Below are 13,227 nucleotides of genomic sequence, written 5' to 3'. Positions count from 1 at the left end.
TGCGGGGCGACTGTTTTTGGCCGCAGCACGCCACGAGGACACCATGTCATCCCAGATCCCCGCTCAGCACAGCCTGATAGTCAGGCAGCTGGGTCGCCGCCCCTACCAGCCGGTATGGGACGCCATGAAAGCCTTCACCGACAACCGCACCAGCGACACCCCGGACGAGTTCTGGGTGGTCGAACATGACCCCGTCTACACCCAGGGCCAGGCCGGCAAGGCCGAACACCTGCTCAATCCGGGCAATATCCCGGTGGTGCAGAGCGATCGCGGCGGTCAGGTGACCTATCACGGCCCGGGCCAGCTGGTACTCTACGTCCTGGTGGATGTCCGCCGCTGCAAATTCTCGGTGCGCGAGCTGGTGACCGCGCTGGAAACAGCCATCATCAACACCCTGGCCAAAAGCAATATCCAGGCCTATGCCAAGGCAGATGCCCCCGGGGTCTATGTGAAAAATGACCTTGGCATGGAGGCCAAACTGGCCTCGCTGGGACTGCGCATCCGCAAGGGTTGCTCGTTCCACGGGCTGGCCCTCAACATCAACATGGACATGACCCCCTTCCTGCACATCAATCCGTGCGGCTATGCGGGCATGGCCATGACCCAGACCAGCGCCCTGGGCGGCCCGCAGAGCGTGGCCGAGGCGCAATCCATTCTGGTGGCCGAACTGGCCAGCCTGATTGGCTATCAGACAATAACAAACACCGAGAGTGAATCATGAGCAAACCCGTTCGTATGGAGCCGGGCGTCAAGCTGCGCGATGGCGACAAGATGGCCCTGATCCCGGTGAAATTCATGCCGGATCCCAACGAAGAAATCCTTCGCAAGCCGGACTGGATGCGGATCAAACTCCCCCCTTCCAGCCAGAAGATCGAACACATCAAGAGCACCTTGCGCAAGAACAAGCTGCACTCGGTCTGTGAAGAGGCTTCCTGCCCCAACCTGGCGGAGTGTTTCAACCACGGCACGGCCACCTTCATGATCATGGGCGCGATCTGCACCCGTCGCTGCCCCTTCTGCGACGTGGCCCACGGCCGCCCGCTGGCACTCGATCCGGAAGAACCGAAGAAGCTGGCGCTCACCATCAAGGAGATGAACCTCAAGTATGTGGTGATCACCTCGGTGGACCGCGACGATCTGCGCGACGGCGGTGCCCAGCACTTCGCCGACTGCATCCGCGAGATCCGCGAGCACAGCCCGCAGACCCGCATCGAGATCCTGACCCCGGACTTCCGTGGCCGGATGGAGCAGGCCCTTGAGGTGTTCCGCGAAACGCCGCCGGACGTCTTCAACCACAACCTGGAAACTGCGCCGCGCATGTATCGCGTCGCTCGCCCGGGTGCCGACTACAAGTGGTCGCTGGAGCTGCTGCGCCGTATCAAGGAGATGCACCCCCATGTACCGACCAAGTCCGGTCTGATGATGGGCCTTGGCGAGACCAACGAAGAGATCGTCGAGGTGCTCAAGGATCTACGCGCTCACGGCGTCAACATGCTGACCCTGGGTCAGTATCTGCAGCCAAGCCGCCACCACCTGCCGGTCAAGCGCTACGTGCCGCCAGCAGAGTTTGACGAGCTGAAAGATGTCGCCATGGAGCTGGGCTTTACCCACGCCGCCTGCGGTCCTTTCGTGCGCTCCTCCTATCACGCGGATCTGCAAGCCAAGGGCGAAGAGGTCAAGTAACCTCGCACGATAGAGCGGCCAGTAACCGCCACCCTCGCAATGAAAAAGAGCGCCTATTGGCGCTCTTTCTGTTGGTGTCACTGACCGTTGCAGCTTGATCTACTCATCAGCCGTGGTCGAAGACCCCCTGCTGATGCCAGCGTTGCAACTGGGCCAGCACCCGGGTCTCTCGCGCCGTCCACTGGGGACAGGGCCCCGCCAGCTGGGTCTTGTTGGTCTGCAGCGCTTCGTCGAGGGCAAACCAGCCGGGCACGAAGCCAAGGCGGATCTCGTAGGGCTGTGGCTGTGGCTCCACCAGTTGATCACCAATCCGGCACAAGTAGTAGAGCGAGCGGATGCAGTAGGCATCGAACCCCAGCTCGCGGGCGGCGCGGTATTCCCGGGTCTCGCCAAGCAGGGTCCCTACTTCCAGCAACTCGGCACCGCACTCCTCCTTCAGCTCGCGGGCCAGCGCCACATGGTGGTTTTCCCCCGCTTCAACGCCGCCGCCAGGAAACATCAGATCACCGTTGACCCGGGAGTGGACCAGCAGCAACTCGTCGCCACGGAGTACTACGGCACGTACCGTAAGGCGTTCCAGGGTATGGCCATCGGTGATCACCTCGCCATGGACAAACGAGAGGGAAAAAGGTGCGGGCCAGCAGCTGGCCGGGGATAGTGCAATCATCAGAGCCTCAGTGCCGATAGCTGCCATGTTTCAGTTGATCGACTATTTCAGCCGCTCGCACGTCGTAGGCATCCTGATCTGTTTTGCTCAGGGTGTGATAAATACCAAAACGCCTGGCAGAGACCTCTGGCGCATCCTGAAAAGACTCACTCACCTTGCCCCACAGATAGGCCAGCCCGTACTGCTTCTGGCCCATATAGAGGGTGCTGAGGGAGGTGAGCAGGCGGCTGTTTATCTTGTCACCTTCCCGATAGAGGGAGAGGCCGTGATGCATGATGGAAATAGCTTTCTCGGGGTCGCTCTTGGCGTAGGCTCCGCCAAGGGCCAGCTGAAGTTCCGGTTCGTCGAGCACCTTGTTACCTTCCAGCGCCATAAACTGCTGACGGGCCAGCTCGTTGGTGTTGTTGGTCCAGTGCCAGAGCAGCAAGTAGGGATCCTGCGAGTTGCGGGTGGCCACATCGAGCTGGGCCAACTGTTCGCCAGCCGCCAGCATCCCCTCCACCCGTGGGCTCTTCTGCTCGCGGGCATTCTTATACTCGATGTTGGTAGAGCGCTCGGCACACTTAAGATAGCGCTCAAGGTTGCGCATCAGCTCGTACTTGCGCCGATCCGTTCCCTCCTCCTTGAGATAGAAGCGGCTGCGGATCACATCGGTACGCTCGTAGCGACACCAGCCATCGTCCACCAGATCCTGACAGAGCTCGGCATGGTTGCTGCAGATATTGTGGATCCGATCGTCATTGCAGCCAGCTACGGCAAGGCCGACTGAAAGCATGATGAAGGTCTGTCGCAGGGGGAAATTGGCCATGATTCACATCTTGTTGGTAACGCGGGTTGGTAACAACTGAAGCCTCTGTCGGCCACCACCGGCTAGCAAACCGGTTACATATCCATTACAATGCGCGCGCCATATAAGGCCGCGATTGCAGAATAATATAACGAAATATAGACCCCTACACTGATCTGCATTCGACGAATTTTCTATTTACACCAACAACGTGAAATAAAGGATCTGGTCAATGACCCACGAGCACTACTTGCAAGCGTGGCAGGAGAGCCAGGAGCTCGCCGAAGCCATGCAGCCCTTGATTGGTCGCCTCTACCGACAACAAGGGGTCGAGATCACCCTCTACGGCCGCCCGCTGCAAAACGCCTCCACCATCGATATCCTCAAGGCCCACCGGGTCGTCCGCCGCCACCAGGGCGCTCCCCTCCCCATCCAGCAAAGCTTCCCCCTGCTTCAGGCCATCGTTGCCCTCAAACCCACCGCCGCCGAGGTAGACCTTGGCAAGCTGGCAGTCGGCTACTGGCAGGATCATCAGGATGAGGCGGGGATCGAGGACTATCTGCAAGCGCGACTGGCACCGGCCCTTGGCCGCAGCCAGATGCCGCAGCCGACCGACGTGGTGCTCTACGGCTTTGGCCGTATCGGCCGCCTGCTGGCCCGCCTGCTGATCGAGCGCACCGGCGCTGCCAATCCGCTGCGCCTGCGCGCCATCGTGGTACGCGGTGGTCGCGACGGGGATCTGGAAAAACGCGCCAGCCTGCTGCGCCGCGACTCGGTGCACGGTCCCTTCAACGGCTCCATCGAGGTGGATGTGGAGCGCAGCGCCATCATCGCCAACGGCACCTTCATTCAGGTGATCTACGCCAATAGCCCGGCTGACATCGACTACACCGCCTACGGCATTCACGATGCGCTGATCGTCGACAACACCGGGGTATGGCGTGACGAGGCAGGCCTCTCCGAACACCTGAAAGCACGCGGTGCCGGCAAGGTGCTGCTGACTGCCCCCGGCAAAGGGGAGATGAAGAACGTGGTGTTCGGGGTCAACCATGAGGTGATAGGCCCGGATGACAGGATCATCTCCGCCGCCTCCTGTACCACCAACGCCATCACCCCGGTGCTCAAGGTAATGCAGGAGCGGTTCGGCATCCGCCACGGCCACGTGGAGACGGTCCACTCCTACACCAACGATCAGAACCTCATCGACAACTACCACAAAGGCGAGCGCCGCGGTCGCAGCGCGGCCCTCAATATGGTGATGACCAGCACCGGCGCCGCCAAGGCGGTGGCCAAGGCGCTGCCCGAGCTCAAGGGCAAGCTGACCGGCAACGCCATCCGGGTACCGACCCCCAACGTCTCGCTGGCGATTATCAATCTGTCGCTGGAGCAGGCCACCGATCGGGAGAGCCTCAACGCCTATCTGCAGCAGATGGCGCTAAGCTCGGCCCTCCATCGCCAGATCGACTTCAGCGCCAGCACCGAGCTGGTCTCCTCCGACATGGTAGGTTCCCGTTATGCGGGCATCGTTGACTCCCAGGCGACCATCGCCGAGGGGGATCACTGCGTGCTCTACGTATGGTATGACAACGAGTTCGGGTACAGTTGTCAGGTAGTGAGGGTGATGGAGCAGATGGCTGGCGTAGTCCGCCAGGATCTACCTGCATAGACCCCGATAGGGTTTACCTGCACAGCCCGCCAGGATCTGCCGGGCTAACCCCGCAGTTTATGGCTCAATAGTTCAAGGAGAGGTCGAATGTCGTTTCAACAGGGTGAGTTTTTGCAAGCAATCAGGCAGATGCCCGCAGAGGTGTACGAGCGGCTCAAGACCGCAGTCGAGCTGGGCAAGTGGCCCGATGGCAAGCCCCTGACCGACGAGCAGAAGGCCACCTCCCTGCAAGCCGTGATGGCCTGGCAGGCGATGCACCTCGACAACCCCGAACATATGAACATCGGCCGTGACGGCGAGATCGTGATGAAGAGCAAGAGCGAGCTCAAGCGTCAGTATCGCGACGAGGAAGAGATAGTCCGGGTCGACCTCCACCACTGAGGCAGGCCACACGTCACTGATCGCGGTAACGAAACGAATGAGGGGAGCCATAATGGCTCCCCTCTTTTTCCACTCTCCCCATGGTGGGGAGGTCAGAAGCTGTTCACGACCTGTAGCGAGAAGACGTCAGCAAGGTGAAGAGCAGCGCAGGAAGCGGAGCGTATAGATATACGTGAGCCTCTGGTTCACAAACACGCGAGCAGCACATGAGCCTTGATCACGGCTTCGCAGTAAGATCGTGGACAGTTTCTCAGGGAGTCAGCTCCCCACGCAGGGACTGCTGCATCAGCTCGCGAATGCGGTGGGATGGCAAGTCTTGGCTCAGCAGGAAGTGCAGCTTGGTGAGTGCAGCTTCAGCGGTCATGTCAAAGCCCGAGATCACCCCAGCCCGCGACAGGGCGTTGCCGGTGGCATAGCCCCCCATATTGACCTTGCCGTGCAGGCACTGGCTCAGGTTGACGATGATGACGCCGCGGGCCGAAGCCTCGGAGAGCAGCGCCAGCATGGCCGGGTTTTGCGGCGCATTGCCGACCCCGAATGACAGCAGGATCAGCGCCTTCACCGGCTGTTGCAGGATGTTGGCGATCACCTCGCTGGAGATCCCCGGATAGAGGGTCACCACGCCGATGGGCTGGGGGGTGATGTCGTGCAGCACCAGCGGCCGCTCGGAGGGCACGCCCAGCTCGCCCGCCTCCAGCGAGATGGCGATCCCGGCATTGAGCAGCGGCGGATAGTTGGGGGAGTCGAAGGCGTGGAAGCCGTCTGCATGCACCTTCTTGCTGCGGTTGCCGCGATAGAGCTGGTTGTTGAAGAACAGCGTCACCTCGTGGATCGGGTAGTTGGCCGCGATATAGAGGGCGTTGAGCAGATTCTGCTGACCGTCGGAGCGCAACTCGGCCAACGGGATCTGGGAGCCGGTGATGATGACCGGCTTGTGCAGATCTTCCAGCATGAAAGAGAGCGCCGAGGCGGTAAACGACATGGTGTCGGTGCCATGCAGGATCACGAAACCATCGTATTTCTCGTAGTTGTCGCGAATATCCTCGGCGATACGCTGCCAATCCGCCGGGGTCATGTCGGAGGAGTCGATGAGGGGCGCATATTCGTGGATATGGTAATCCGGCATCTCGGGGCGGTGGAACTCGGGCATCCGCGCCAGACAGTCTTCCATAAAGCCCGCCATCGGCACGTAGCCGTGATCGGAACGCTGCATCCCAATGGTGCCGCCTGTGTAGGCAATGTAGATAGACTTCTTCACACCCTCTCCTCTTGATGAAGTGAACACCGCCGGAATATGAACCATGTCGGGGTGAACCACAATGTCAACACCCGCCAGCGCCTCTGCGTGCAGCGGAAACCGGCGAATTATAGAGACTGGCGCCCCAAATGACAGCCGTTCCATGCACCCTTTTCGGCTTTTCTGCCCTCTACCTACATAGTGTTAAATGTCACAATAAACCACTAAAACGAGCATTAATACGACAAAGATGGAATTAAACGATGCTTTTTGCTACAATCCGCCGGATTTTACTAAAATCTCATCTGGATGCCTGAGCATTTCAGGCCCGCACAAGCCCCATCTTTCCTGGGGCGGGGAGATGTTTCCCCTTCTTTGCTGGCACATAAGCCACACTGTTTTCATCCCGGCTGAATCTGTAAGTCTTTTGCTATGAAAGACACAGCCAATCAACATGGGAGTACTGAATGTTACAACTTGATTCCTACGCAACGCTGGTCGCTGCCACTCTGGTATTGCTGCTTGGCCGGGTGTTGGTTACCCGAGTCGGGCTGCTGCGTACCTTCAACATCCCCAAACCGGTAGCCGGCGGCCTGGTGGTCGCGCTGGTACTGCTGCTGCTGCGCTCCACCCTGCAGATGGAGCTGCAATTTGATACCAGCCTGCAAACCCCGCTGATGCTGGCCTTCTTCGCCTCCATCGGTCTCTCCGCCGATCTCGCCAGCCTGAAACGCGGCGGCAAGGCGGTGGTTACCTTCCTGATGGTGGTCACCGGCCTGCTGCTGGTACAAAACAGTCTGGGCGTCGGTCTGGCGACCCTGCTCGGTCTGGATCCCCACATGGGGCTGCTGGCCGGCTCCATCACCCTCTCCGGCGGCCACGGCACCGGTGCGGCCTGGAGTGCCACCTTCTCCGAGAAATACGGGGTGCAATCCGCCGCTGAGCTCGCCATCGCCTGTGCCACCTTCGGTCTGGTGCTGGGCGGCCTGATCGGTGGTCCCGTCGCTCGCTATCTGGTGAAGAAAGTGCAGGTGCCCGGTGAGGAGCACAATCAGGATGAGGCCCCCCAGGGCTTCGAAATGCCGGATATGGAGCGCCCCCTCACCACTTTCAGCGTTATCGAAACGCTGGCGCTGATCGCCATCAGCCTCAAGGGCGGCGAGCTGCTCTCCGCCTCGCTCAAAGGGGGCGCCTTCGAGCTGCCGATCTTTGTCTGCGTGCTGTTTGTCGGCGTGCTGCTGCGCAACGTCCTGACCCTGCTGAACTGGCATGAGGTGAGCGATCGAGAAGTCTCCCTGCTGGGCAACGTCAGCCTGTCGCTGTTCCTCGCCATGGCACTGATGAGCCTGAAACTGTGGGATCTGGCCAGCCTGGCGCTGCCCATCTTCATCCTGCTGGCCGCCCAGACCGTGGCGATGGCGCTCTACGCCATCTTCGTCACCTTCCGGGTCATGGGCAAAAATTACGATGCGGCCGTGCTGGCGGCAGGTCACTGCGGCTTTGGCTTGGGGGCCACCCCGACAGCCATCGCCAACATGCAGGCCATTACCCAGCGCTTCGGTCCCTCCCACCTGGCGTTTCTGGTGGTGCCCATGGTGGGCGCCTTCTTTATCGACATCATCAACGCCATGGTGATCAAGCTGTTTATGGCGATGCCATTCCTGTAATTCCCTTTCCGTCAGACGTATATGATCAGAGCCCACCTTTCGGTGGGCTCTTTGTTTGTTCTCTACTCGCCAACTGACGCAGGCAGAGCCGGGGCTCGTATCCGCCATCAAGGTGACCCGCGAGCAACCCGGACTACCCGGAATCCCCACATCCCGCACTCCCCCGAACAACAAAAAGCCCCGCACTCGACAGAGGGCGGGGCTTGTTTATCTCAGCCGGAACAGGCCGTGAGTTGCACCTTACAGGATAAAGGTCGACACCTGCTGGTTAAGGTCAGCAGCACGCCCTTTAAGGCTGTGGGCCTGATCCAGATCGCGCATGGCAGCGGCGGTGATCTCGTCACTCACATCCTTGATGGCGGTGGTGTTCTGGGTGATCTCGCCGGTCACCTGGGTCTGCTCCTCGGCGGCAGTGGCGATCTGGCCCGCCATGTCGGAGATGAGGGAGATGGCACTGGTGATCTCTTCCAGCGCGCGCACCGCCTGATCGGCATCCTGCACGCTGTTGTCCGCCAGCCCCTGACTGGTCTGCATCAGGCTCACCGCACGGGCAGTGGTCTGTTGCAGGGTCTCGATGGTGGACTGGATCTGCTGGGTGGAGTCCTGAGTACGGCGCGACAGCACCCGCACCTCATCAGCCACCACCGCAAAACCACGACCCTGCTCACCGGCGCGGGCCGCTTCAATGGCTGCGTTCAGCGCCAGCAGGTTGGTCTGCTCGGCAATGCCCTGAATGGTGGAGAGGATGCTGGTGATCGCCTGCGCGTGGCGGCTCAGCTCGCCGATCACCTCGGTCGCCTGCCCCACCTCTTCGGCCAGACCATTGATGGACTGGCGGGTCTTGTTGACCAGCATCTTGCCCTGCTCACTGCTCTGGGCAGATTGCTGGGCAGCAGCGGCGGTGTTCTCGGCGTTGCCGGCGATCTCCATGGTGGCGCTCGCCATCTCGGTGACTGCCGTGGCGACCATAGTCACCTCCTGCTGCTGACGCTGCAGTTCGTCCACCGCGGCCTGGTTGGTCACCAGACTGCGCTCGGCATCGGCGTTCAACTCGTTGGCCAGCTGGCGGATATTGCCGATCAGCTGATGCTGGCTGCCGACGAAACGGTTGAAGCTGTTGGCCAGTTGGCCCACTTCGTCGTTGGCGTCGATCTTGATGCGCTGGGTCAGATCGCCGTTACCATCGGCAATGCGGGCCAACGCCTGGGAGACCTTGGTGAGCGGGCCAAGCAGCATGCTGACCAGCCAGGAGATAGCGAGGATACTACCCACCAGCACCAGCAGCGCCATGCCCAGCTGGGTCATCAGCAGGGAGGAGAGCGGCGCTTCCAGCGCGGCCTTGTCCAGCACCAGCACCAGTTCCCAGTCTGTGTCGGGAATATCAGCCGCCCACAGCAGCTTGTCGCGACCTTCGCTGTCGAAGTAGGCCGGAACCAGATCCTTGCTCGACTTGCTCTGCTCAATCAGCGCATTGGTCAGATCGTTGTCGATCTCGCTGGCCGGTTTCATCGCCTTGGCGGCATCCTTGTAGGCGATGATGGTGCCATCCTTGTGCATCATGATGGCGAAACCATCGGCAGGCAGTTGCATCTTGGTCACGTCTTCCACCAGCGAGGCGATGGAGAGGTCACCACCGACGACCCCGCCAGAAACCGGCTGGGCCAGGGTCACCACCATGATGTTGTAAGCCACATCGAGATAGGGTTTGGTGACAATCAGGCCACCTTTGCTCATCGCCTCCTGATACCAGCCGCGGGAGCGCGGGTCGTAGCCATCGCGGTTGATGGAAGGATCGGAGTCATTCATCTTGCCGCTGCTCTCACCGAAATAGGTGAGCTGGAAACGGCCGGAAACTTGTGCCTGTTGCAAGGCATTGAGGGGTTCGGCACCGGCTTTGTTGCCGAGCGCCTGGATCACGTCGCGACGGGCGGCGAGCCAGTCGCTGACACGCTCGGCCTGCTGGGTACCCAGCCGTTGCAACTGCTCCTGGCTGCCTTGCAGCAACAGGGACTTCTGGCTGCTATAGCTCTGCCAGGAGAGCAACAAAATCACCAACGAAAGGGCGATCACCACTGACAACAGTATCTTCTGCTTGAGTGACAGGTTTTTCATCATGTGTTCTTCTTATTGAGGTGAGGAGCGGGTTTTTCCCTAAATTGCACAACACTACACGTAGTCATTAGCGACCCGAATGGCCAAAACTGAACCTGAAAATGGGTCGGCGGGCGATATTTTCTACCGAGGTGGAGAAAAGTGCACCAGAAATTGACGGCATGAGCCGCACAAGCCAAGGCAACCCTGTTTATTCCTTCCACAATTGGCTAGAATATCCCGTTTTTAAATCACATCGACCCTGAGAGTTTTCACGATGTTCGAAGTTAATCCCGTATTAAATAAACTTAAGGAGCTGTCTGAGCGGACCGAGCTTCTTAGGGGGTACCTTTGACTATGACGCCAAGAAAGAGCGTCTAGAAGAGGTCAACGCCGAGCTGGAACAGCCGGACGTATGGAATGAACCCGAGCGCGCACAGGCGCTGGGCAAAGAGCGCGTAGCGCTGGAAAACGTGGTCGGCACCATCGACACCCTGACCCAGGGCGTGGATGACGTCGAGATGCTGGTGAGCCTGGCCGTGGAAGGGGAAGACGAAGAGACCTTCAACGAAGCCATCGCCGAATCCGAACAGCTGGAAGCCAAGCTGGTGGATCTCGAGTTCCGCCGCATGTTCTCCGGTCAGCACGACGGCTCCGACTGCTATATCGACATCCAGTCCGGCTCCGGTGGTACCGAAGCACAGGATTGGGCCAACATGGTACTGCGCATGTACCTGCGCTGGGGCGATGCCCACGGTTACAAGCCCGAGCTGATTGAATGCTCCGAAGGCGACGTGGCCGGTATCAAATCCGCCACCATCAAGTTCACCGGCGAATATGCGTTCGGCTGGCTGCGTACCGAAACCGGCGTACACCGTCTGGTTCGCAAGTCTCCGTTCGATTCCGGTGGCCGCCGTCACACCTCCTTCTGTTCTGTGTTCGTCTACCCCGAGATCGACGACGATATCGATATCGAGATCAACCCGGCGGATCTGCGGATCGACGTCTACCGTGCCTCCGGTGCCGGCGGTCAGCACGTTAACCGAACCGAATCCGCGGTGCGTATTACCCACGTACCGACCGGTGTCGTGGTACAGTGCCAGAACGACCGTTCCCAGCACAAAAACAAAGACCAGTGTATGAAGCAGCTGAAAGCCAAGCTCTACGAGCTGGAAATTCAGAAGCAGAACGCTGAGAAACAAGCCCTGGAAGAGACCAAGTCTGATATCGGTTGGGGCAGCCAGATCCGTTCCTATGTGCTGGATGACTCCCGTATCAAGGATCTGCGCACCGGCGTCGAAACCCGTAATACCCAATCGGTGCTCGACGGTGACTTGGACAAGTTTATCGAAGCCAGCCTGAAATCAGGTCTGTAAACAAGCAGGAATCACCATGTCTGAACAAACCATCACTCCGGAAGTCGACCAAACTCTCGAACTCAACAACGAGATGACCGAGCGTCGTTCCAAGCTGGCCGCCCTGCGCGCCCAGGGTAATCCTTTCCCCAACGACTTCCGTCGCGACAGCCTCTCTGGCGATCTGCACGCAGAGTTCGACGACAAAAGCGCCGAGGAGCTGACGAGCCTGGGTAAACGGGTGAAGATTGCCGGTCGCATCATGACCCGCCGGATCATGGGCAAGGCTTCTTTCGCCACCCTGCAGGACATGGCCGGCAAGATCCAGGTCTACGTCACCCGTGACGACCTGCCGGAAGGTTTCTACAACGAGCAGTTCAAGAAGTGGGATCTGGGCGACATCGTGGGTGTCGAAGGTACCCTGTTCAAGACCCAGACCGGTGAGCTCTCCGTTCACGTTTCCGATATCCGCCTGCTGACCAAGGCACTGCGTCCGCTGCCCGAGAAGCACAAAGGCCTGACCGACCAGGAAGCTCGCTGCCGCCAGCGCTACCTGGATCTGATCGCCAACGAAGAGTCCCGCAAGACCTTCATGATCCGCACCCAGGTGGTTGCCGGTATCCGCAAGTTCTTCAACGAAAAGCGCTTCATGGAAGTGGAAACCCCGATGATGCAAGTCATTCCGGGTGGTGCCTCCGCGCGTCCGTTCGTCACTCACCACAATGCGCTGGACATCGACATGTACCTGCGTATCGCTCCGGAGCTCTATCTGAAGCGTCTGGTAGTCGGTGGCTTCGAGCGTGTCTACGAGATCAACCGCAACTTCCGTAACGAAGGTATCTCGGTTCGTCACAACCCCGAGTTCACCATGATCGAGTTCTACATGGCCTACGCCGACTACATCGATCTGATGGACCTGACCGAAGAGCTGCTGCGCACCCTGGCGCAGGACATCCTGGGCGACACCAAGATCCGTTACGCCAAAGAGGGCGAAGAGGGCCTGACCATCGATTTCGGTCAGCCGTTCCAGCGCCTCACCATGGTCGAGTCCATCCTGAAGTTCAACCCGGATGTGACCCTGGATGATCTGGCTACCCTCGAGAGCGCCAAGGCCGTTGCCAAGCGTCTGCACATCGAGCTGATGAAGGGGTGGGAGCTGGGCCACGTGATCACCGCGATCTTCGAAGAGACCGTGGAGCACATGCTGCTGCAACCAACCTTTATCACCGAGTACCCGGCAGCCGTTTCTCCGCTGGCTCGTCGCAACGACGTGAACCCGGATGTAACCGACCGCTTCGAATTCTTCATCGGTGGCCGCGAGCTGGCCAACGGCTTCTCCGAGCTGAACGATGCAGAAGACCAGGCCAAGCGCTTCCAGGATCAGGTTGATCAGAAAGAAGCTGGCGACGACGAAGCCATGTTCTACGACGCCGACTTCGTCACCGCGCTGGAACACGGCCTGCCGCCGACTGCCGGTCAGGGTATCGGTATCGACCGTCTGGTGATGCTGTTCACCAACAGCCACACCATCCGTGACGTCATTCTGTTCCCGGCCCTGCGTCCGCAGAAGTAAGGTTCATGCCCGCCGGGATCCATCCCGAGCGCGATAGCTTGAAAACGCCCCGCAACAGCGGGGCGTTTTTCTATCTCCTTTACCGCAAAATCACTTTCAAAATTCAATAATGGAATAAAG

11 protein-coding genes are annotated in these 13,227 nt (G+C 59.7%); 7 read left to right on the top strand and 4 right to left on the bottom strand.

The window, feature by feature from the left end:
- Positions 1-43 precede the first annotated feature (43 nt).
- Positions 44-721: a lipoyl(octanoyl) transferase LipB gene (lipB, locus tag G5221_RS07265; RefSeq protein WP_216953013.1), complete on the top strand. Its 678-nt coding sequence runs from the start codon at positions 44-46 to the stop codon at positions 719-721.
- A complete protein-coding gene (gene lipA / locus G5221_RS07260) occupies positions 718-1,683 on the top strand; it encodes a lipoyl synthase (RefSeq protein ID WP_139740976.1) in 966 nt (321 codons plus the stop codon). Before lipB ends, lipA begins: the two co-directional genes overlap by 4 nt.
- 106 nt (positions 1,684-1,789) lie before the next feature.
- On the opposite strand, the gene G5221_RS07255 is transcribed toward lipA, so the two are convergent.
- Together G5221_RS07255 and G5221_RS07250 are read right to left on the bottom strand one after the other, a co-directional pair.
- Complete coding sequence (locus G5221_RS07255; protein ID WP_421263025.1) at positions 1,790-2,350, bottom strand: NUDIX hydrolase; 561 nt, start codon at positions 2,348-2,350, stop codon at positions 1,790-1,792.
- A 7-nt stretch (positions 2,351-2,357) separates the two neighbouring features.
- The gene (locus G5221_RS07250) at positions 2,358-3,158 is read right to left on the bottom strand and encodes a DUF2989 domain-containing protein (RefSeq protein WP_227342060.1); all 801 of its coding nucleotides are present in this window, start codon (positions 3,156-3,158) and stop codon (positions 2,358-2,360) included.
- Positions 3,159-3,369: 211 nt separating this feature from the next.
- Between G5221_RS07250 and G5221_RS07245 the strand changes: the two genes are divergently transcribed.
- Positions 3,370-4,803 carry a glyceraldehyde-3-phosphate dehydrogenase gene (locus G5221_RS07245; protein WP_021229728.1) on the top strand — a complete coding sequence of 478 codons (1,434 nt, stop codon included), beginning with the start codon at positions 3,370-3,372 and terminating at the stop codon, positions 4,801-4,803.
- A gap of 87 nt (positions 4,804-4,890) precedes the next feature.
- Positions 4,891-5,184, top strand: a complete 294-nt coding sequence (locus G5221_RS07240) for a YeaC family protein (RefSeq protein ID WP_421263024.1) — start codon at positions 4,891-4,893, stop codon at positions 5,182-5,184.
- Positions 5,185-5,434: 250 nt separating this feature from the next.
- Here the strand turns inward: G5221_RS07240 and ansA are convergent, their stop codons facing one another.
- Positions 5,435-6,442 carry an asparaginase gene (ansA, locus tag G5221_RS07235; protein ID WP_005335195.1) on the bottom strand — a complete coding sequence of 336 codons (1,008 nt, stop codon included), beginning with the start codon at positions 6,440-6,442 and terminating at the stop codon, positions 5,435-5,437.
- 446 nt (positions 6,443-6,888) lie between these two features.
- On the opposite strand from ansA, the gene gltS reads away from it, so the two are divergent.
- Positions 6,889-8,088, top strand: a complete 1,200-nt coding sequence (gene gltS, locus G5221_RS07230; RefSeq protein WP_005348115.1) for a sodium/glutamate symporter — start codon at positions 6,889-6,891, stop codon at positions 8,086-8,088.
- A gap of 240 nt (positions 8,089-8,328) precedes the next feature.
- Here the strand turns inward: gltS and G5221_RS07225 are convergent, their stop codons facing one another.
- Positions 8,329-10,200, bottom strand: a complete 1,872-nt coding sequence (locus tag G5221_RS07225) for a methyl-accepting chemotaxis protein (protein WP_058057175.1) — start codon at positions 10,198-10,200, stop codon at positions 8,329-8,331.
- A 256-nt stretch (positions 10,201-10,456) separates the two neighbouring features.
- Between G5221_RS07225 and prfB the strand changes: the two genes are divergently transcribed.
- Both prfB and lysS read left to right on the top strand, forming a co-directional pair.
- Positions 10,457-11,555 (top strand): peptide chain release factor 2 gene (prfB, locus tag G5221_RS07220; RefSeq protein WP_100645262.1). Its coding sequence is split into 2 segments (ribosomal slippage): positions 10,457-10,531 and positions 10,533-11,555, totalling 1,098 coding nucleotides; the frame shifts between segments, so codons are not numbered across the junction.
- Positions 11,556-11,571: 16 nt separating this feature from the next.
- Entirely contained in the window at positions 11,572-13,107 is a 1,536-nt protein-coding gene (lysS, locus tag G5221_RS07215) for a lysine--tRNA ligase (RefSeq protein ID WP_005335201.1), read from the top strand.
- Positions 13,108-13,227: the final 120 nt, after the last annotated feature.

Origin of the sequence: Aeromonas sp. 602200, assembly GCF_049173895.1 — a bacterium.
GTDB classification, from domain to species: Bacteria; Pseudomonadota; Gammaproteobacteria; order Enterobacterales; family Aeromonadaceae; genus Aeromonas; species Aeromonas veronii_A.
The sequence above is the reverse complement of the archived record's forward strand: the minus strand, read 5'-3'. Positions and strand labels throughout refer to the sequence as shown.